Source organism: Kaistia granuli DSM 23481 (assembly GCF_000380505.1).
In the GTDB taxonomy this organism is placed as follows: domain Bacteria; phylum Pseudomonadota; class Alphaproteobacteria; order Rhizobiales; family Kaistiaceae; genus Kaistia; species Kaistia granuli.
Genome location: NZ_AQYH01000004.1, coordinates 332,013 through 351,512 on the forward strand (window position 1 = coordinate 332,013; position 19,500 = coordinate 351,512).

The 19,500-nt window shown below is 63.9% G+C and carries 18 protein-coding genes; 12 read left to right on the top strand and 6 right to left on the bottom strand.

Features of this window, described 5'->3' with window-relative positions:
• Positions 1-289: 289 nt before the first annotated feature.
• From G342_RS0105430 to G342_RS0105440, 3 genes are all read right to left on the bottom strand, one after another.
• A complete protein-coding gene (locus tag G342_RS0105430; protein WP_018182095.1) occupies positions 290-1,414 on the bottom strand; it encodes an alpha/beta hydrolase in 1,125 nt (374 codons plus the stop codon).
• A gap of 256 nt (positions 1,415-1,670) precedes the next feature.
• The gene (locus tag G342_RS0105435; RefSeq protein WP_018182096.1) at positions 1,671-2,183 is read right to left on the bottom strand and encodes a DUF992 domain-containing protein; all 513 of its coding nucleotides are present in this window, start codon (positions 2,181-2,183) and stop codon (positions 1,671-1,673) included.
• A gap of 36 nt (positions 2,184-2,219) precedes the next feature.
• Complete coding sequence (locus G342_RS0105440; protein WP_018182097.1) at positions 2,220-3,068, bottom strand: outer membrane protein; 849 nt, start codon at positions 3,066-3,068, stop codon at positions 2,220-2,222.
• 287 nt (positions 3,069-3,355) lie between these two features.
• Here G342_RS0105440 and G342_RS0105445 point away from each other — a divergent pair, with 287 nt between their 5' ends.
• The 7 genes from G342_RS0105445 to G342_RS0105475 all read left to right on the top strand — a co-directional run bounded on the left by G342_RS0105445 (position 3,356) and on the right by G342_RS0105475 (position 11,469).
• The gene (locus G342_RS0105445; protein WP_018182098.1) at positions 3,356-4,111 is read left to right on the top strand and encodes a bestrophin-like domain; all 756 of its coding nucleotides are present in this window, start codon (positions 3,356-3,358) and stop codon (positions 4,109-4,111) included.
• Between the two features lie 588 nt (positions 4,112-4,699).
• A complete protein-coding gene (locus G342_RS0105450; RefSeq protein WP_018182099.1) occupies positions 4,700-5,713 on the top strand; it encodes a BMP family lipoprotein in 1,014 nt (337 codons plus the stop codon).
• Positions 5,714-5,915: 202 nt separating this feature from the next.
• On the top strand, positions 5,916-7,454 hold the full coding sequence (locus tag G342_RS0105455; RefSeq protein WP_018182100.1) for an ABC transporter ATP-binding protein: 1,539 nt from the start codon (positions 5,916-5,918) through the stop codon (positions 7,452-7,454).
• Positions 7,454-8,497: an ABC transporter permease gene (locus G342_RS0105460; protein ID WP_018182101.1), complete on the top strand. Its 1,044-nt coding sequence runs from the start codon at positions 7,454-7,456 to the stop codon at positions 8,495-8,497. The genes G342_RS0105455 and G342_RS0105460 overlap by 1 nt, the downstream gene beginning before the upstream one ends.
• Positions 8,485-9,480 (top strand): ABC transporter permease, encoded by a 996-nt coding sequence (locus G342_RS0105465; protein ID WP_018182102.1) that lies wholly within the window; start codon positions 8,485-8,487, stop codon positions 9,478-9,480. Before G342_RS0105460 ends, G342_RS0105465 begins: the two co-directional genes overlap by 13 nt.
• An 11-nt stretch (positions 9,481-9,491) precedes the next feature.
• Positions 9,492-10,505: a nucleoside hydrolase gene (locus G342_RS0105470; protein ID WP_018182103.1), complete on the top strand. Its 1,014-nt coding sequence runs from the start codon at positions 9,492-9,494 to the stop codon at positions 10,503-10,505.
• Between the two features lie 10 nt (positions 10,506-10,515).
• Complete coding sequence (locus G342_RS0105475) at positions 10,516-11,469, top strand: nucleoside hydrolase (RefSeq protein WP_018182104.1); 954 nt, start codon at positions 10,516-10,518, stop codon at positions 11,467-11,469.
• Between the two features lie 70 nt (positions 11,470-11,539).
• Here G342_RS0105475 and G342_RS25165 read toward each other — a convergent pair whose 3' ends face one another.
• The 3 genes from G342_RS25165 to G342_RS0105490 all read right to left on the bottom strand — a co-directional run bounded on the left by G342_RS25165 (position 11,540) and on the right by G342_RS0105490 (position 15,068).
• Entirely contained in the window at positions 11,540-13,459 is a 1,920-nt protein-coding gene (locus tag G342_RS25165) for a glycosyltransferase (protein WP_018182105.1), read from the bottom strand.
• Between the two features lie 167 nt (positions 13,460-13,626).
• Positions 13,627-13,911 (bottom strand): hypothetical protein, encoded by a 285-nt coding sequence (locus tag G342_RS0105485; protein ID WP_018182106.1) that lies wholly within the window; start codon positions 13,909-13,911, stop codon positions 13,627-13,629.
• Positions 13,912-14,066: 155 nt separating this feature from the next.
• Positions 14,067-15,068 carry a helix-turn-helix transcriptional regulator gene (locus tag G342_RS0105490; RefSeq protein ID WP_156830814.1) on the bottom strand — a complete coding sequence of 334 codons (1,002 nt, stop codon included), beginning with the start codon at positions 15,066-15,068 and terminating at the stop codon, positions 14,067-14,069.
• A 291-nt stretch (positions 15,069-15,359) separates the two neighbouring features.
• Between G342_RS0105490 and G342_RS0105495 the strand changes: the two genes are divergently transcribed.
• The 5 genes from G342_RS0105495 (at position 15,360) to G342_RS0105510 (ending at position 19,423) form a co-directional block, all read left to right on the top strand.
• Positions 15,360-16,148, top strand: a complete 789-nt coding sequence (locus tag G342_RS0105495; protein WP_018182108.1) for an acid phosphatase — start codon at positions 15,360-15,362, stop codon at positions 16,146-16,148.
• A gap of 266 nt (positions 16,149-16,414) precedes the next feature.
• Positions 16,415-16,822: an EAL domain-containing protein gene (locus G342_RS26230; protein ID WP_051094122.1), complete on the top strand. Its 408-nt coding sequence runs from the start codon at positions 16,415-16,417 to the stop codon at positions 16,820-16,822.
• 448 nt (positions 16,823-17,270) lie between these two features.
• Entirely contained in the window at positions 17,271-18,464 is a 1,194-nt protein-coding gene (locus tag G342_RS0105505) for a tyrosine-type recombinase/integrase (protein WP_018182109.1), read from the top strand.
• Between the two features lie 3 nt (positions 18,465-18,467).
• Positions 18,468-19,121, top strand: coding sequence for a hypothetical protein (locus tag G342_RS25935; protein ID WP_156830815.1), 654 nt, complete (start codon positions 18,468-18,470; stop codon positions 19,119-19,121).
• A gap of 101 nt (positions 19,122-19,222) precedes the next feature.
• Positions 19,223-19,423, top strand: a complete 201-nt coding sequence (locus G342_RS0105510; RefSeq protein ID WP_018182111.1) for a helix-turn-helix transcriptional regulator — start codon at positions 19,223-19,225, stop codon at positions 19,421-19,423.
• The last annotated feature ends 77 nt before the right edge of the window (positions 19,424-19,500 follow it).

Below are 19,500 nucleotides of genomic sequence, written 5' to 3' on the forward strand. Positions count from 1 at the left end.
ATAGGCCAAGCCAAGCTTTCTTGGCTCGTGTTCATGGGCCCCCGGCCTTCGCCGGGGCGACGGTGCCCGGCCCCATGGGCCCTGGGCTGTGGTCGACGGCAGCAGGCGGCCGGCGGGTGAGGGGACGTCCTCTCCGGATAGGCTCCAACCCCTCTCCCGGCCATTCGAGCCGACCTCTCCGCTGGGAGAGGTGAAGAAAGGGGATCCGTTTTCGAAGATGCTTGCCCAAGCGCGTCCAGGCCGACGCGTGTCGCCCTGCGCCAGCCCGCATCGCTCCTATGCCAGCCGGTTATTTCCGGGCGGCGCTCTCGAAGATCAGGATCGGTGCCGTCAGCACGGCGCCGGCGGCGGAACCGATCACATGGCCGGCGCCCAGCGTCGTCGAGCCGAGCGCGTTGGTGCTGGCGAGGCTCGAATCCGTCACCGATTGCCCCTGGATCAACCGGTCGCCCATCAGCTGCACGACTTCGGGGCTGGTGGCGAACTTGCTGTGGTTGAGACGGTCGCCGTTCTGCAGCGCTGTCAAATCGAGCACGGTGATGCCGGTGGCCGATTCCATCTGCGACAGATAGGGCTCGCGGGTGATGTCGACGGCGCCGAGGCGGGTCATGCGGCCCGATAGCAACCGCGACAGCCGCAGCGCCCGGTCATTGGCCGAGACGAATAGCGTGATGTGCGGGCGCTTCGGCCCCATCTCGATGACCTGCTTGCGGAAGACGTCGATATCGAGGTCGGGCGAGGCGAGGATCAGGTTCGACACCTTGGCGGGAACGCGGCCGTCCTGCAGCGCGATCTGCCGGAGCGCCTCGACGGCGAGCCATCCGCCCATCGAATGCGCCATGATGGTGACGTCCGAGACGGCCGGGCTGGTCGCGGCCGCGCTGATGACGGCGGCCAGTTCGCTGCGCGAGAAATTGGCGCTTTCGCGGTCGTAATTGTAGTCGAAGATGCTGCCGCGCGACGGCCAGGAGAACAGGACGGGCGCCACATTGGCGTCGGTGTCGTGGACGATCTGGGCGAAGCGGAAGACGCTGTCGGCATATTGCGTGTTGAAGCCGTGCACGAAGATCAGCACGCGGCGCTTCTTGCCGGAGGTGCGCTTGAACCAGGCCTTGGCCTCGTTCGGCTGCATCTTCGTCACCTGCGTGGTGACGAAATCGCGGGCCGGATCGCCGGGAACACGGCTCGGCCACTGGATCGAGCCGACCTCGCGCTTCTCGGGGATCGAGACGACCACGTTGCTGAGCGTGAGGTCCGGCCCACGCTCGCCGTTGAAATAAATGCCGGGTTCATCCGTCGGTGCGCGGGTGGTGGCGACCAGAAGATCGACCTTGTCCGTCGACGCCGTGCCCGCCTTGACGGGCGTCAGGACGTCCTGCGGCCGTGACGCGCAGGCGGTGAGAGCGATCGCCAATCCAAGGATGAGCATCGTCCGTGAAAGGACATAAACTACTGACGACACACGTTCCCCGCACGAAAACCCGATCAGCGCGACGTCCAGCTTAGCTGCCGCCCCTGACGATAGTGTTACACTGTGCGGAAGGCGTGGTGAAGCACGGCTGGCGCCGACTTCCCCACTGGCGACACGCTTTGGAAGCCAGGTTCGTCTTTCCGGCCGGACGTGGCAGTTTCGCCGCTATCGGCGGCGCGCGGCGAGGGCGCGCCGCGCGTCAGGGCGATGCGGTCAGTGTCATCTCGGTCACGCCGGCGGCGACGTTGACGCCCAGTTCGCCTTCGACCGAGATCGGCTGCAGCGCGAAGGCCTGGTCCGACCCGCCGACCAGCACATTGGCGCCGAGGCCCGGACCGAAGGCCGCATCGGCGCTGGCGCCGACATATTTGCCGGCAAGCGCGCCGACGGACGGTGCATTGTTGGTCTTCGCGACGACGCCCCAGATGAGATGGCCCTTCTCGACCGCTCCGAGCGTGAGGCCGTAGGTTGCGATCTTGCCGGTGTAGGCGCTGACCGGACCGTCCTTCATCGGCTTGAAGCTGCAGGTCATCGTCTGCTTCTCGACGACGAACAGCCCGACGCCGGACGACACATCGCAGGAAAGCGTGCCGACCTGTGTCGCCGACTGGGCCATTGCGGCCGGGGCGAACAGGAAGGCGGCCGCCAGGCCAATGCCGAGCGCGGGAACACGCAGGGCGATCAGGCTTCTACAATGGAAGACGAACGACATGACATTGCCTTTCCTGATGAGCGAAAGATAAAGAGATCAAAAATGGATGCCGAGGCCGGCAAAGACGCCTTGCTGCGTCATGTCGTAGACAAAACCGTCCTTCTCGTAGTCTGTATAGATGACACGATAGCCGAGTGAGGTCGAGATCGTCTTGGTCCAGTTGTAGCCAACCGCGGCGAAACCCTGCGCCGTGAGATTGGACCCGACATCGAAGCCGCCGACATCGCCGAGGGCATTTATGAACCAGCGATCGTTGATGTTGTAGCGCAGGCTGAATCCGACTGTCGGATCGATCCAGCTCTTGGACCTGTCGACATCAAACGAGAGTTTCGGATCGGCAGCGTCGAAATCCAGCTCGACATCCAGGTGCTGGTAGCGAAAGCCGGCCGTCGCGCTGAGCGCGAGATTGGGTATGTCGAGCGGCAGCCGGTAACCGACCAGGGCGGATGCAGTCAGCTGCTTCTGGACGAAATCGAGCGAGCCGCCATTCTGGCCGACGGACTCGTTGGAGCCGACCTTGGTCCACATCAGATCCGTCAGGAACAGCCAGTCGCCATATTCCGCCCCGAACGATCCCATCAGCGCCCCTTCGAGATCCTGCAGGGCGTCCAGGAAGGTGATGTCGACGCTCTTCGGCGGCAGGCCGAGGACGCCAGTATCGCCGCTGACGCCGGCGGCCCAGCCATAGATCGTGGCCTGGAACCGCCAGCCCTGGCCGGAGGGCGCGACTTCCTCGACCGGCGCCGGCGTGACATCCGCGGCGTAGGCCGGCGAGATCGCCGCCACCAACGCGAGCGGGGCATAAAGACGAAATCGAGTCATGATCCCCTCGTCCTGGCTGTAGCCGGCATCCGCCGCGATCGTCGTCGAGGCCTCCGCCGTCATGCCCCCGATGTGTCGAGCCGATCCCAGGCTTCGACGGAAGGACGGATCCATGAAATCCCGACGTCTGCTTGTGCAGGGAGGACATGGCCTTGTCCCTTACAAAGAGGCTAGTTCCGCTGGGGAATGTGAGCAAGATGGCCAGTCGGATTTCATGCTAGCGTTGCATGGAAGCCAGCATGCAGGGGGCTTGGCAATTTGTGCGAACGAAGAGCGCTCGAAGATAGAGAGCCGAGTCCGTGCGGTCCGCTGCCAGTGTGTTGAGGTCGGCCCAACGAGGATAACCCGGCATGAGTTCGGTGTGGATCGGTCTGGCGACCTTCGTCGCGATCTTCGGGGGCGTGCTGCTGGGGATGCTGGCGGCACACCTGTTGCCGGAGCAGCATCTCGGCACGGAGACGCGAAACGCCGTCACCGTCTCGATGGCGGTGGTCGGCACCTTGTCGGCGCTCGTGATCGGCCTGCTGATTTCCACGGCCAATACGACGTTCCTCGCCAGGACCAATGCGATCGGGGACCTGGCCGTCGACGTCCTGCGCCTCGATCGCTCGCTCGTCCGCTACGGCCCGGAGGCCGTGCCGATCCGCGCGACGATCCGCGATTATGCCGAGGCCAAGGTCGCTGAGCTGTCGACCGGGGCATTGCAGGACAAACTCGGGCTGGTCACGCTGCAGCAACTCGAGGCCGTCGGCGACCAGATCACCAATCTGCACCCGGCCGACGACCGCGAGCGCACGGTGCAGGCGCAGGCGCTGCGGTTTGTCGAGGCAATCGCGAATGCGCGCTGGCAGCTGATGGAAAAGGACAGCAGCGCCGTGCCCGTTCCCTTTCTGATCCTGCTGATCTTCTGGCTCGCCATCCTGTTCGCCAGTTTCGGGCTGTTCGCGCCCCCGAACGCCACGGCGCTGGCGACCCTGTTCCTGTGCTCGCTCGCGGTGGCGGGCGGCATCTTCATGATCCTCGAGCTGGCCGCGCCGGGCCAGGGCCTGATCCAGCCGCCGCTCACCCCGTTGCTGACCGCCATCGCGCAGTTGCGGGAGATGTGAGCGGGGGAGGAGGCGCCTTGCCGAGAAGAACCGGACGCGATGGGCTCTACGATGGGCCCGTCGGCGAGGGGGCTGGTTGGTATCGCCGGTCGGCGCCATTCTGGCGGGCGGAAGGACGTTGCTGGTGCTTCGTCCACGTCGAGGAGCGCCGTTCCAGGGGAGGAAATGCGCGGGAGGAGAGGTGCAGATCGGCGTGGATCGTCCTCCGCGGCGATGACGGCGCCTCAATATTGTGGATAGTGGGGGCAATGCTGGAAGCCCTGGGCTCGCGGGGCCGGGGACTGTGCGGCTGCATCCAGCAGCACGGTTGCACGCGAGGACGCATGATATTGTTGGTGGTCAATCAAAATTATGGGACGGCCTGAGATTCCAATCATTTGGCCATCATGGGCGAGACCGGTGGTGTTTCGGCGTGGTTTTCGGACGCGCTACTGCATTGACAGCTGTCGAACTTTCCCCTCAATCTCATATGGCCATCAATGATATTGGCCGACTGGATGCAGGGAACGCGATCCAGCCGGCTCGACAATGTCGGCGAGGGCAGTGATAGCGAATGCGTCTTATCAAGCTCCAGAGGTTGGATTGATCATGTCTCGTTGGTCTCGTCGTCTCGTCGCGCTGTGTGGCGCTTCCGTTCTCGCGCTCGCCAGCCAGGCGGCGCTTGCCAAGGATGTCTCGGTTGCAGCCATCTCGGGCTATTTCTCCCAGGGCTTCGGCGTCGCCATCGTCGAAGGCCTGAAGAAGGCCGAGGCGGATCTCGGCGTGAAGGTCAAGCTGGTCGACACCGGCAACCGCGCCCTCGACTATGAAGAGCAGTTCAACAATCTCGCCAAGGGCGGCGAGTACGACATCGTCTTCGTCATGGGCTGGGAGCTCGTCGACGCGCTGCAGAAGACGGCTGAAGCCTATCCGAACACCAAGTTCGTCTTCATCGACGGCGTGCTCGATTCCAAGCATGTGGTCTATGCCAACTTCGCCCAGAACGAGGGTTCGTTCCTCGCCGGCGCTCTCGCCGGACTGATGGCCGAGAAGGGCAGCGAGATCGACGGTCTCGGCGACGGCAAGGCGATCGGCTTCGTCGGCGGCCGCGACATCCCCGTCATCCGCGACTTCATGGTCGGCTATGAGCAGGGCGCCAAGGCCGCCGCTCCGGACGTCCGTCTCGACGCCGTCTTCGCCGGCACGTTCGATGATCCGGCCAAGGGCAGCGAGCTGACCATGGCTCTCTACGGCCAGGGTTCGGACATCGTCTACAACGTCGCCGGCCCGACGGGCGAAGGCGTGCTGCAGGCGAGTGCTGCCGCCGGCAAGTACTCGATCGGCGTCGACGTCAACCAGTGCAACGTCGCGCCGGGCCACGTCATGGCCTCGATGCTGAAGAACGCCAACGTCGCTGTCTACGATCTCGTCAAGGACGTCGTCGATGGCAAGACGCTCGAGCCCGGCAGCGTCCACACGGCGAACGTGAAGACCGGCGGCGTCGAGCTGCTGCTCTGCCCCGACGTCGCCGACAAGATCCCGGCCGACGTCAAGGCGAAGCTGGAAGAGCTGAAGGCCGATATCGCCTCCGGCAAGATCAAGGTCGCGACCACCACCCAGTAAGGCGAGGCTCGGCCGGCCGTCCGCTCCTTGGCGGGAGCGGTCCGGCTGGCAAGCCTGGTTCTTCGACCGCATCCTGTCGAGGTGGCGACGCGTCGTGACGTGTCGCCACCTCGTACTGCCGGCGCCTGGCGCGCCGCTGTGGCGCACCGAGAATGCAAGGTCGCGGCACGTTTGATGCGCATCCCCAGCAGGGACATCTGCCATGTCATTAGCCATCGAGCTGAAATCGATCACCAAACGGTTCGGCTCGTTCGTTGCCAATGAGGACGTGAACCTCGCCGTCGAAAGCGGCAAGATCCACGCGATCATCGGCGAGAACGGAGCCGGCAAAACCACCCTGATGAACGTCCTGTTCGGGCTGTTGCAGCCGGACGAGGGCGAGATCTGGATCGATGGTGAAAAGAAGTCCCTGCCCAACCCGGCCGCGGCGATCGCCGCCGGCATCGGTATGGTGCACCAGCACTTCAAGCTGGTGCCGTCGCTGACCGTCGCCGAGAACGTCTTCCTCGGCATGGAGATCCGCAAGGGCGGCCTGATCGACCATGCCGCCCAGATCAAGAAGACCGCCGAGCTTTCCAAGCAGTTCGGCCTGCAGGTCGACCCGAACGAGCGCGTCGGCCTGCTGTCGGTCGGCATCGAGCAGCGCATCGAGATCCTGAAGGTGCTGGCGCGCGGCGCCCGCATCATCATCCTCGACGAGCCGACCGCCGTGCTGACGCCGCAGGAAAGCCGCGAGCTGTTCCAGACGCTGCGCGGCTTCGTCGCCCAGGGCATGACCGTCATCTTCATCTCACATCACCTGGAAGAGGTGATGGAGGTTTCCGATAACGTCTCGGTGCTGCGTCTCGGCAAGAATGTCGCGTCGCGCCCGACCGCCGAACTGACCAAGTCCGATCTCGTCCAACTGATGGTCGGCCGCCTCGTCTCCTTCGATCGCCTGCCGCGCACGCCGACCGCCGGCAAGACCATGCTCGAGGTCGAGGATCTGTGGTGCCGCGACGATCGCCAGCTGCAGGCCTTGCGCGGCGTCTCCTTCGGCGTCCGGGCCGGTGAGATCGTCGGCATCGCCGGCGTCGCCGGCAACGGCCAGACCGAGCTCGCGGAAGTGCTTTCCGGCCTGCGCCCGTCGAGCCATGGCGCGATCCGGCTCGACGGCCGCGCCATCACCGGCCTCACGGCGCGCGACATCCGCGCCGCCGGCGTCGGCCATGTCCCCGGGGACCGGCTGGTGCGCGGCGTCGATCGCAACGCCTCGATCGCCCAGAACATCCTGATGGGCCGGCAGGACAAGAGCCCCTGGTCGAAGCACGGCATCATCGATCGCGGCTACCTGCAGGAGCAGACGCAGACGCTGATCAAGCGCTTCGACATCCGCGCGCAGGGACCGCAATCGACGGCCAAGAGCCTGTCGGGCGGCAACATCCAGAAGATCGTGCTCGCCCGCGAATTCACCGGCGGCGGCAACTGCCTGCTGATCGATCAGCCGACCCGCGGCGTCGACATCGGCGCGCAGGAGCAGATCCACGGCGAGATCATGCGCCAGCGCGACGCCGGCAAGGCGATCCTGGTGATCTCCGTCCAGCTCGACGAGCTGATCCGGCTCGCCGACCGCATCCTCGTCATGTTCGGCGGCACCATCATGGGCGAAATCTCCGGCGACCGTGTCGACGAGGAAGAGATCGGCATGCTGATGGCCGGTGTCATTCCCGAGCCCCGTTCCAACACCGTGGGGGCCGCTTGATGTCGGACCGCTTCGACAGTTTCTTCGGCCAGGCGCTGGCCATCCTGTTCGCCCTCGGCCTCGGCGCTCTCGTCATCCTGACTGTGGACGAGAGCCCGATGCGCGTGCTGGTCACGCTGCTCAACGGCGCCTTTGGCAGTCCCGAGCGGATCGCCGGCACCCTCTTGCAGACGACGCCGATCCTGATCTGCGGCATCGCCGCCTGTATCTCGTTCCGGGCCGGCCTGTTCAACATCGGCATCGAGGGCCAGCTCTTCATGGGCGGCTTCTGGGCCACCTGGGTCGGTTTCTCGTTCAACCTGCCGCCGGCGCTGCATCTGCTGCTCGCCATGGCCGCGGCCGTGTTCGCCGGCATGGCCTGGATCGCGATCCCGGCCTTCTTCCGCGCCCGCTACAAGACCAACGAGGTGGTCTCGACCATCCTCGCCAACTATGTCGCGATCCTGATCACCTCCTATCTGACCATCAACTGGTTCAAGCGCTCGGGCGGTCAGTCCGAGACGCCGCCGATCTTCGAGAGCGCCTATCTGCCTGAGCTGTTCTCGTTCTCGCGGCTGAACTGGGGCCTGATCATCGGCCTGGCGCTGGCGCTCGCCGTGCATTTCTTCTTCACCCGGACCTCGCGCGGCTATGCCATCAGCGAGATGGGCGCCAACCCGAAATTCGCCGAATATGGCGGCATCGACATCAAGAAGCAGACCTTCCTGGTGCTGATCGCCTCCGGCGCGGTCGGCGGCATGGCCGGCGGCGTCGAGGCGCTCGGCGTGCACCACCGCTTCATGGAAGGCTTCGCGCCGGGCTTCGGCTTCGACGGCGTCATCGCCGCGCTGCTCGCCAACGGCAACCCGATCGGCACCATCTTCACGGCGCTGTTCTTCGGCGCGCTGCGCAGCGGCTCGCTGCTGCTCGAAGTCGACACCACGGCGTCGCGCGAGATCATCACCGTCATCCAGGCGCTGATCATTCTCGCCGTCTCTGCCCAGATCACCATCCGCCGCAAGGCATCGGATTCGACCGCGGGAGAGCGTCGATGGAAGTTCTAGAACGTCTCCTCAACGTCACGCTGGTCATCGCGACGATCCGCACGACCGCGCCGATCCTGCTCGTAGCCCTCGGCGGCTCCTTCACCACCAAGGCCGGCATCTTCAACATCGGCCTCGAAGGACAGATGCTGGTCGGCGCCTTCTTCGCCGTCATCGGCACGATCGCCACTGGCTCGCCCTGGCTGGGCGTGCTGTGCGGCATCGCCGCCGCGCTGACGCTGGCACTGATCTTCGCGTTGCTGGTCGTCAGCTTCAAGGCGAACGAGGTCGTCGTCGGTCTGGCGCTCAACATCCTGGCGGGCGGCCTCACCGTCTCGCTGATGAAGGCGATCTTCGGCACGCGCGGCTCGATCTTCGGCCATGGCCTGGTCGGCCTGCCGGCGCTCAAGCTGCCCAATGTCAAGGATCTCGGCTGGTTCGGCCAGATGATCTCCGGCTATACGCCGCTGGTCTACGCCGCCTTCATCCTCGTGCCGGTGCTGATCCTATTCTACAACCGCACCCGGCTCGGTCTCTATATCCGCGTCGTCGGCGAGAAGCCGGAAGCGGCCGAGGCGCTCGGCATCTCGATCACCCGCATCCGCTATGTGTCATCGCTGCTCTGCGGCCTGCTGGCGGGTCTCGCCGGCGCGCATCTGGCGCTCGGCTACACGACCATGTTCACCGAGAACATGTCGTCCGGTCGCGGCTTCATGGCGGTGGCGATCCTGATCTTCTCGAACGGCGATCCGCTGAAGATCCTGCTTGGCTGCCTGCTGTTCGGCTTCTCCGACGCGCTGTCGCTGCGCCTGCAGACGCTCGGCATCTCGTCCTACCTCGTGCTCGCCGTGCCCTATCTGGTCGCGCTGATCGCGCTGTTCGCGCTCTCCTACCGGTCGCGCCCCCGCGTGATCCAGGAGACGCTGGCCAGCATGGGCCGCGCTCTTTCCGTCAAGTCCAACACCGTCAAACCAGCTGCCGCCACGGACGCTTCCAAGCCGTGACAGGGGATACAATGGAACGCATCATTCTCGACGTCGACTCCGCGGGCGACGACATCCTGGCTGTTCTCTTCGCGGCGATCTCGCCGTCGATGAAGCTCGAGGGCATCACCACCTGCACCGGCGCCGCCGGTCCGATCGACCAGGTCACCAATGTCGTCCTGAACACGCTGGCGCTCGCCGGCAAGGGCGACGTGCCGGTGGCCAAGGGTGCCTGGCGCCCGATCGTCGGCAATTCCAAGGAAGACATGCAGGCGCCTGTCCATTTCGAGAAGCGCCTGGTCGCGCGCTTCGGCGACCGGCTTGCCAAATTCAACCCGCCGGCGCCGACGCCGACGCTGAAGGTGATCGACAAGCACGCCGTTGACTTCATCATCGACACGGCGATGGCCAATCCGGGCGAGATCACCCTCGTCGTCACAGGTCCGATGACCAACGCCGCCATGGCGTTCCTGCAGGAGCCGGCGCTCGCCAAGGCGCTGAAGCGCATGGTGCTGCTCGGCGGCAACTTCATCACGCCGGGCAACATCACGCCGCTGTCGGAATACAACATCTGGGCTGATCCGGAGGCCGCCCGCGTCGTGCTCAACCAGGGCGTCGACACCATCCTGGTGCCGCTCGACGTCTGCGAGGACAACCGCGCCGCCGCCTCGATGCTGACGCGTGACGACCTGGCCGACCTCAAGGATGCCGGCGACCATCCGGTCCTCGCCATGCTGCAGGACAGCTTCCCGATCTATATCGACATCTGGCGCGAGTTCTTCGATCTCGTCGGCTTCCCGATGGACGACATCATCACGGTCGCGCTCGCCTTCGATCCGACGCTCTGCACCATGACCGAGCCGCTGTTCTGCGACATCGTGCTCGATGGTCGCGTCGCACGCGGTCAGACGGTCGCGTATCGCGGTCGCCAGCTGCTTCCCGGCGGCGGACCGAAGACGACGCGGATCTGCACCGACATCGACGGCCGCCGCTTCATGAAGCTCTTCAAGGAAACGATCGTCCGCTACCAGACGGCAGCGGCGTAAGGGCACCCAAATGACCACGACCGAAATGACCAGCACCCGCCCGACGCCGATCCTGCTCGATTGCGATCCCGGCCATGACGACGCCATCGCTCTGGTGATGGCGCATCGCTCCAAGGCGATCGACCTCATCGGCGTCACCGTCACCTGCGGCAATGCCGAGCCGGAGAAGACCCTCTCCAACACGCTGCGCATCCTGGAGTTCATCGGCGCGCAGGACGTGCCGGTCGCGGCCGGCTGCGTGCGCCCGCTGGCGCGTCCGCTGGTGCTCGGCACCGCCGACGGCCCGAGCGGCCTGGAGGGTTCGCCCTACCTGCCGCAGGCGACCAAGAAGGTCGAGCCGATGCATGCGGTCGACTTCATCGCCAAGACCCTGCGCGAGCAGGACGAGCCGCTCCGCATCGTCGCGACCGGCCCGCTCTGCAATATCGGCCTGTTCATCCTGAAATATCCGGAGCTTCTTTCGAAGATCAAGGACATCACCTGGATGGGTGGCGTGTTCTGGCGCAAGAGCGAGTACATCACGCCGACCGAATTCAACGCCTTCTGTGATCCGGAAGCGCTGAAGATCGTGCTCGACAGCGGCGTGCCGATCACCATGGTCGGCCTCGACGTCACCATGAAGGTGCTGGTCGAGGAGCTGCAGTACCGCGAGTTCGAGAAGATCGACACCGAGCTCGGCCGTACCGTGCTCGACTGGCTGAAGTTCTACGAGAAGCTGCATCGCAACTCGATGGGTGTTGGCGGCGCGCTGCACGACCCGCTGGCGCTGGCGCTGATCATCGACCCGACGCTGGTCAAGACGCGTCCGGCCCATATCGGCGTCGACCTCTCCGGCACCTACACCTTCGGTGCCACCGTGGCCGACTACTGGAACGAGCGCGGCCTGCCGCCGAATGCCCAGGTTTGCGAGGAGGTCGATTCCGATCGCTTCTTCGAGCTGCTCTACAGCCTGCTCCGGGACTGATCATTCGTCCCAACGGCCCGTGACGTTCAACGCCGCCATCCGGATCCCGGGTGGCGGCGTTTTGCTGAGCTCAGGACTTCGCGAAGCGGTCCAGCACCGCGACCAGCTGGTCGACCGAGTTTGGCCAGTTGAACCGCTCCGTCACCGTTCCGCGCAATTGATCGAGGCCGCGCGGCGGAGCCCCGTCGGAGACTATCCGCCGCAAGGCGCGCGCCCAGGCATGCGGATCATGCGGATCGCAGAAGATGACGCCGGCTTCGATGAGCTCGTTCATGGCCGGAACATTGCTGCAAATCGACGGGATTCCAAGCATGGCCGCCTCGAATGGCGGCAAACCGAACCCTTCATACAGGCTTGGGAAGACAAGCGCCTCGGCGCGGCTAAGCACGTAGCCCAAATCGCCGTCGTCCAGCGCGCCGAACCGGTGGACCCGGCCGGCGAGTCCGTAGACCTTGATCAGCCTGGCCAGGCCAGGGCTGTCGCCGACGAGGGCGAGATCGATGCCGGCGGCGTCGGGAAGCATCAGGGCTTCGAGCACGATCCGAACGTTCTTGTTGTAGTCGTCGGCGCCGACATAGACGACATAGGGTCGGGCCGGCGTTGCGACGCTCGACTCACGATTGACCGCGATCGGGCTGACGCCATTGTAGACGACGCTGATCCGGTCATCGGGAACGCCCAGCACGTCGGAAATGGTCCGTGCGCTGGACCTGCTGACGGTGACGATATGCTCCGCCTGTTCGGCGATCTTGCGAAAGCTCTGGTTCCATTCGTCGATGACCGGCTGCGGGAACAGATCCGGGAACAGCAGCGGCGTCACGTCATGGATCATGACGACGGTGCCGGGCCCGGGGTTTGGCTGGCACCAATGAATGGAGGAGTGGAAACGGATCGTCCGGCGGCGGGCGGAGCTCGCCTCGGGCAGGTTCGTATGTCCTGCGGCGCGCGCGCTCAGGTGTCGGAACTGCTCGCGGGCGATGCGGCCGATGCCGCGTCGATCTGCTAGCGGCCGGTTGGCGAAATGAAGATCGAAATCCGGAAGGCGCAGGACCGTGAAGCCGGCGTCTTCTTCGAGTATCGCGGGCGGGACGGCTCGGCCGCCTGGCTTGGTCTTCCGGATGGGGCGCGTCAGCGTCTTGCCGAATTGCCTGAGCCTGGAGGCCTTGTATCGTTTCCGCGCCCGCTCGATGACGCCAGCCAGCTGGAGCAGACGTTTCGCGGTTCGCGAGGTCTGGGCGAGATGCAGGGCCCGCTCGGCGGCCTCGGCTCGCTGCTCCGCCATCCTGGCCCGGATGGAGAGCGTCTCGGCTGCCTCCTGTGATCGTAGCTGGGCGCTCGGGACGAAATCGTCGAAGATGTTGGGAGGGTAGCGGAACCGGGCGGCCAGGTCTGTCTTCTCGCTGGCGAGATAGAACCGGTTCAGCCCGTCGGCATATACGAATCGATAGTCGGCATCCGTCAGGATCGGCTCCCATTCGGCCTGCCGTTCCTCGCCCGCCGGCGGGGGCGCTGCTTCGACAACGACGATCCAGGGCCTGTTCCGCTTCCAGTTATTGCCGGCCAGCATGGCGCCGTCCTGGTCGCCCGCGTTCACCTTCACTTTCAGGAAGTGCACGAGCTGTCCGGCCGGGACATGTTCGGCCCAGATCGAGGCCAGGGTCCGCATGGCGGCATTGGACGGATCAGGCCTGGCGACGATCGTGCGATCGGTCATGCCGTTGATCGGATCGAATTGTGCCTGCCCATCGATCCCGCCGATGTCCAGCGGCAGGTTCAGGTCGCGAATCCGGTCGCGCTGCAGCAGGCGGAAGAGCGATGGATCAGCTTCGAGATTGATGCCCCGCCAGCCCGCGTCATAGAAGGCCTTGGTGATGGAATGCTGCGTCGGCCACGCTGCGCCGACATCAATGTAGAAGCCCGGCGAAACCTCTTGCAGCCCACGCCAGAGCAGGACGTCCGCGAAATTCCGGGCATAGGAAGCGAACCCCAAATCTATTCCCCGAACACTTCCAGCGCCGCATGTAGCTCGGCCATTAGAGCGGGTTCGGTCCGAATTGGCAAACGGCACCGGCGAGCCAGGCCCGGAGATGGCGAAGCCCTCCTTGGCAGATGCCGGCGCGCGACCCGATCGCGATCTAGCGAGCCGACACGCATGGCTCAGAGCCCGGTGCGACGCGTTGAAAACGCAACCATTGCCGGGCCGATCTCGGTTCGGGGGATGCCCATGCGCTCCACGTCGCGCGGGTCGCCGGCCGAGTCGAACAGGATCCGGGCCGTGCCGATCCGGGATAAATTGCCTTTCGCGACCAGGCGGGAGAACAGATAGAGTCGCCCGTCCTTGCTGCGGATGGCGGAAGGATTGGGCCTCCCTTCCGCCTCGTTCGGCGGTCCGCTGGCGGCTGCATGATGATGCCGATACCGGGTCAGCTCGAGATCCTTCATGGCCGGCTCCGCGGCCCCGGGCAGGCGGTGAAGGCAGTTTTCACTCGTGTTGACTTGTCGGGATCGCGAACCCGGATCGAGATCACGCCCACCTGCTTGGCCGGGGTGTTGTTGCCACTCCTTGATCTTGCAGGTCTATTTCGACCGCGGCTGTCCTATCCAAGCCTAGAACTATCGCGAAACTGTCTAGGTGTAACACCGGCGATTCTGCGGAACGCTCGGCTGAAATGCGCCGGATCCGTGTATCCGGAGGAATACGCGATATCAATGATCTTCGAATTGGTGCTGCGCAATAGCTTGCTCGCGCTCTCATATCGAACGGTATCGAGTATGTCGGAGTAGGAAAGGCCGATATTATATAGCTTTCGTTGAAGTGTCCGCGGACTGACGCCCGCCATCTCCGCGACAACCGCGAGAGTCGGAGGGTTGTCATCCAGATAGGCTGGCAACATCAGCTTTATCAGTTCGACGATGTCGTACCCCGAAGGGACGTCTTCCGTGTCAGACGGGAGAGGGATGGATGCGCTGGCGCGAATGGAGAGACTGAGGTGCGAGATGGGCACGCTGATCCAGGAGGCGTGCTGGCCTGACAGAAACCGCACATTGGGCCAGAGATCCTGGGTCGCACGACTGGGTGTATAGCGGGCTTCAAAGGCAATCGTGGCCGGCATCCAGTCGGGCCCGGCGAATTGTCGAACGATGTAGATGGGAAAGATGAGCTGGAGCCATTGTGCGTGCTCCAGATGCCGGAGCGAACTCGTCCCGGAGAGCCTGCTGCAGATGCGCACGTGATCGACGTGGTGCTCCATCCACAGGCTCAGAATCGTATCCTCCCGCACGGCCCACTTGCAGGCGTGCTGAAGAGCAACGAGCAGCGTGGGAGAGTGCGCGATCAGCGCCCGGGTCTTTTCTCTCAGATGCGAATAGTGCAGCCGCTGGGTAGCCAGAAAGCTGAAGTCCTCAATGCCCTGCGATCTCTGTGCGGCCGCCACGAAGCGGATGGCCGGCAGGAGCGGAATGTAAAGCTCGCTCTTTTCTTCTAGAACTGAAGGAAGTCGAAATTTCTCCAAAGTCGAGCTTATGGGAGCGCCGCTATCGTGAAGAATTCCGACGAAAGGAAGAAGAAACTGGCCTCGCGTCAAGGGGATGGTAGCCACTGGATTTCGCCGCACTCATGAGGTTAGTCCCTGCGCCGGGTTCCGGCACCGGCAAGGTTAGCGATAGGAGGCCGTGATTGGCGCGAAATGGCAAGAATGCGATTTGCCTTTGCCCGAAATGAATCGTGTGCAATTCGCTTGCCGACAGGGAAATCGACCGGTCGCCGGCCGGCCTCCGCGAACGATCCGCCGAAGGGCGGGTGGCAACGTCGCCACCCTGCCTGTCCGTGAGCATAAAAGGGGCTGGGAATATCGATGATCGGGAATGCAGTTCGGGCCGTTGCGGTCTCCATGTCCGCCGTGCTGGGGATGTTCTGGCCAAGTCTCGCTCAAGCAGACGAAGCCCAGCCGGCCGTCACGGATCCGCATTTCAAGGTTGCGCCGGGCTATCTGCAGCGAGCCGATCTGCCGGACAGCCTGATGCTGCTTGGTCCGCCCCCGGCGCCGAATTCGGCCGCGCTGGCCAGAGACGAGGAAGCGCGCAAGGCGACGCTCCCGCTGCGAGACACCGACCGCTGGAAGCTCGCCGCCAGCGATGCCGACCTCACCTTTCCGCAGGCGGCGGACAATTTCTCCTGCGCGATGGGCGTCGGCATCAACCCGACGGAGACCCCGCGTCTCTATGCGATGATGCAGAAGATGCTGTCGGATCTCGGCCTCTCCACCTATGGCGTGAAGAACAAGTACAACCGGACGCGGCCCTTCGTCGTGCACAGCGAAGCGACCTGCCGGGCGGATCAGGAGGCTATTCTGCGGGAGGACGGCTCCTATCCCTCAGGCCACACGGCCGCAGGATGGGGATGGGCCCTCGTCTTCGCCGAGATCAATCCCGAGCGCTCGAACGAGTTGCTCCAGCGCGGTATCGAATTCGGCCAGAGCCGAGTGATCTGCGACGCGCATTGGCAGAGCGACGTCGATGCCGGGCGCATCATGGGCGCGGCGACCGTGGCGCGGCTACAGACCGATCCGGCCTTCCTTGCCGATCTGGAAGCCGCCAAGGCCGAGGTGGCGCTGGCGAAGACGAAGCAGACCCCAGCGCCGGATTGCAAGGTCGAGGCGTCCGCCCTGTCCCAACCCTAAGCTAGTGCGGATCGAGGGTGCACCGCTGTCGGTCCGCCCATCTCAAGCGAGGCGAGCCAAAGCCATGTTTGAAACTGCGCTTGGGGCCCTCTGGCAGGATATGCGGAACGCAGGCGAGGGCTCACGAGCCCGCGGGTCCGGTCCCGGCCTCCCAGCCTCTCCGCTGCACATCGACGAATCGATGCGCCCCTGCCTGTCCAAGGCGCCAGATCTGGCGCGATTCCTCCAGGCCTCCGGTTCGAAACGAGCGCCTTCAACGGGATGACTTGGCCAAGAAATCACGGTCTCTCGCGGAGATCGCAGGCGGAGTGCGGCAAAGCACCTTCGAACTTTACTACCAACCCATCGTGTCGCTGGCTGTCGAACGCGCTCCTTCGCTGAAGGTGCTCATGCGCTGGCGGCATCCGGATCGCGGGCTCCTGTTGCCCGCCGCGTTCCGGAAGGGTTTTGCCGAGCCGCGGATCCACGCGGCTTTTGGCCTGCACATGCTCGATGGGGTCTTCGATGACCTCGCCTTGTTTCATGAACAAGGTCTCCCGCTCGACCGCGTCGCCATCAATATGACCGGTTCCGGCTTGCGGTCACGGGTCGTCCTGGACCGCTTTTTCGAACTGAGCTCAAGAACAGGAATTCCGCCCACGGCCTCTGCGTCGAGATCACGGAGGGCACGCTGATCGGTCGCAGCCAGACTCTCATTCAGCGGGGGGGCTTCGAGTTGTCTGACCGCCAGGCTCGACGCCATGCCGTCGGCTGGGCGTGGCGAACCGCGACGTGTGACTGCCATCCATGGCAACGGCCCGTCTCCGTTGAGCCCGATTGTCGGAAAGCGCGCCAGCCACGGTCCTGACCGGCGCCAGGCATCGAGGCCGGCGCAACCGCGGTCAGCGACGGCACGCCGGCTTCGCCAGAGTGCTTCCAGCCTATCAGTAAGCATTCGAATTTATTGAGGGAAATGGTGCTGCAAGAGGGCAACGTACTGTAATGACATGGTAATTCACGCTGTGTCATCTGCTCTCAGATGCCGCGCCTGCGCTGATTGTTCTTGTTTCGTTCAAAACCATCCCGTATCACTAGACATCACCCCATCGCGTCGCGAAAGGTGGATCGGGAGGTGGATGCAGAATGCCCCGCGGCCTGAACAAGCTCACTGCGGTTTCCGTGCGTTCCCTGCCTGCCGGAAAGTACTCCGATGGCGGAGGCCTGTGGCTGCACAAGCGGCCAGATGGGGGAGGGCAGTGGTTCTTGCGTTTCACCATCCATGGGCGGCGGCGCGAGATGGGCCTTGGGTCTGTTGCGGACGTGTCTTTGAAGGAAGCGCGAGGAGCGGCTGATAGTGCTCGGGCCGTCGTTCGCGCCAACCTTGATCCCATTAAGGAGAGGGATCGGCAGGCTCGCGAGGCCGCCCGCGACGTTCATATGCTTCGGGACATCGCTCTGGATGCATTTGAGAGCCGCAAGGCGGAGCTGAAGGGTGACGGTAAAGCTGGACGGTGGTTCACACCGCTCGAACTGCATGTGCTTCCGAAGCTAGGGAGCGTACCGGTGTCTGATATCGACCAGAAGGACATTCGTGACGTTCTTGCGCCCATCTGGCACACCAAAGCCGATACCGCCCAGAAGGCCCTTAATCGCCTCGGCATTTGCCTCAAGCACGCTGCAGCCCTCGGGTTGGACGTGGATTTGCAGGCCACCGAAAAGGCACGCGCGCTACTCGGCAAGACCCGGCACAAGATCCAGAATATTCCCGCTCTGGCGTGGCCTGATGTCCCAGAGTTCTATGCCTCGCTATCCGATGGATCTGTCACCCACCTGGCGTTGCGGCTTCTCATTCTGACGGGAGTGCGGTCCGGCCCCCTGCGCTTCGCTCGGGCGGATCAGATTGACGGCGATGTCTGGACCATCCCGGGTGAGGCGATGAAGGGGCGGCGGGATGCGACTCCGGATTTCCGTGTTCCGCTGTCCACAGAGGCTTTGGCCGTCGTCGACGAGGCCCGCCGGCTCGCGCGGGGCGGCTTTTTGTTCCCGAGCGTCCGCAAGGGAGTGATTTCAGACGCCACCATGTCTCGTTTCATGGAGCGGAAAGGCATGGATGCTCGTCCACACGGCTTTCGATCCAGCCTGCGCGACTGGCTCGCCGAGACGACAGACGCGCCCCACGAGATAGCAGAGACGATGTTGGGTCACGTGGTGGGCGGCTCGGTCGAGCGCGCCTATCGCCGGACGGATTTTCTGGAGCAACGCCGCATTCTTCTAGAGCGATGGGCGCTTCATTTAACAGGCCGGGGTGGCCTCCTATTCAAGATTGCCGCGAGGTAGAGGGTGTTCTTCATCAAGGGTTGGGTGCCACTGTCTGACGTCGCTCATGCCTTGGCTGTGCGGAGGCGGCTCGAACACAACGAGATGGTGCGAGAAGCGAATGCTGCTCGGCGACGGCTGCTGGACACTATTCCTGATTATCGAGTTGATATCTGGCGCATTTGCGATGCGGCGCCCCGGGTCGGAATTCTGTTGCCACATGGTCGGGTGATTGATGCCTCTCGTCGACTGGTCAAGTGGCCAGGCATTCCCGGGACCTCCAATCGTTTCATGGACTTGATGGTTGGGACGGTTGGCTCCAGCGAGTGGGTCTATGATGATGAAGATCCGGTAACCCAGGACGAACTCACTCGCCAGTTCGGCCCATTCCTCCATTTCCCTATTTTGCTTTCTGAAGTTTGCATGGAAATGGCAACCGGCAAGAGGCCAATTCCTTCAGGGGACGACCTTGAAGAAGCAGAATTTGACGACCAGTCGCCTAGACAGATTGCGAAGCAAATCGTGGCAGCGGTTGATGCGGGGGTGGTGATGTCGAGATCGGAGTTCCAAGCCGAGCACGCGCCCGGCTCTGGAAGAGTATTCCGGCTTGCCTGGGAAATAGCCACTGCAGAGCGTCCGCAACTCTCTCGCCCAGGTCGGAAACGGAACTTGCCATAACCCATATTCGATATCGAAACGCTTTCGCATTCGTGCAGACTATTTGCTCCTAGCCCGAGAAGCCAAATTCACCTCGTATCAACCGAATACGAGGCAGAGCAATGGAACTCATCGATCCTCTTCTGACCGTCCGCGAAGGCGCAGCGGTCTTGCAGATGAGCATCCCGACTTTCTGGCGCCGTGTCGCAGATGGCACTGTACCGAAGCCGCTCAAGATTGGCGGTATATCCCGCTGGCCGCGATCCGAAATTGTCGCAGTCATCGAGAGCGCCAAGGCCGCCCGCACACAGCGCGCCGCCTAAGAAAAAGCCCCGCCAGTTCGGACGGGGCTCAAGGCTATCAGTTTCGCGTATCCGGCATAGCCTCGACCGTCCTCTGG

What these genes read in the sequence shown, in the direction of transcription:
- G342_RS0105510 (WP_018182111.1), top strand. Translation starts at nt 19,223, where the DNA reads ATGGAACTCATCGATCCTCTTCTGACCGTCCGCGAAGGCGCAGCGGTC.
- G342_RS0105450 (WP_018182099.1), top strand. Translation starts at nt 4,700, where the DNA reads ATGTCTCGTTGGTCTCGTCGTCTCGTCGCGCTGTGTGGCGCTTCCGTT.
- G342_RS0105470 (WP_018182103.1), top strand. Translation starts at nt 9,492, where the DNA reads ATGGAACGCATCATTCTCGACGTCGACTCCGCGGGCGACGACATCCTG.
- G342_RS0105505 (WP_018182109.1), top strand. Translation starts at nt 17,271, where the DNA reads ATGCCCCGCGGCCTGAACAAGCTCACTGCGGTTTCCGTGCGTTCCCTG.
- G342_RS0105485 (WP_018182106.1), bottom strand. Translation starts at nt 13,911, where the DNA reads ATGAAGGATCTCGAGCTGACCCGGTATCGGCATCATCATGCAGCCGCC.
- G342_RS0105445 (WP_018182098.1), top strand. Translation starts at nt 3,356, where the DNA reads ATGAGTTCGGTGTGGATCGGTCTGGCGACCTTCGTCGCGATCTTCGGG.
- G342_RS0105435 (WP_018182096.1), bottom strand. Translation starts at nt 2,183, where the DNA reads ATGTCGTTCGTCTTCCATTGTAGAAGCCTGATCGCCCTGCGTGTTCCC.
- G342_RS0105460 (WP_018182101.1), top strand. Translation starts at nt 7,454, where the DNA reads ATGTCGGACCGCTTCGACAGTTTCTTCGGCCAGGCGCTGGCCATCCTG.
- G342_RS0105465 (WP_018182102.1), top strand. Translation starts at nt 8,485, where the DNA reads ATGGAAGTTCTAGAACGTCTCCTCAACGTCACGCTGGTCATCGCGACG.
- G342_RS0105495 (WP_018182108.1), top strand. Translation starts at nt 15,360, where the DNA reads ATGTCCGCCGTGCTGGGGATGTTCTGGCCAAGTCTCGCTCAAGCAGAC.
- G342_RS0105475 (WP_018182104.1), top strand. Translation starts at nt 10,516, where the DNA reads ATGACCACGACCGAAATGACCAGCACCCGCCCGACGCCGATCCTGCTC.
- G342_RS0105455 (WP_018182100.1), top strand. Translation starts at nt 5,916, where the DNA reads ATGTCATTAGCCATCGAGCTGAAATCGATCACCAAACGGTTCGGCTCG.
- G342_RS0105440 (WP_018182097.1), bottom strand. Translation starts at nt 3,068, where the DNA reads ATGACGGCGGAGGCCTCGACGACGATCGCGGCGGATGCCGGCTACAGC.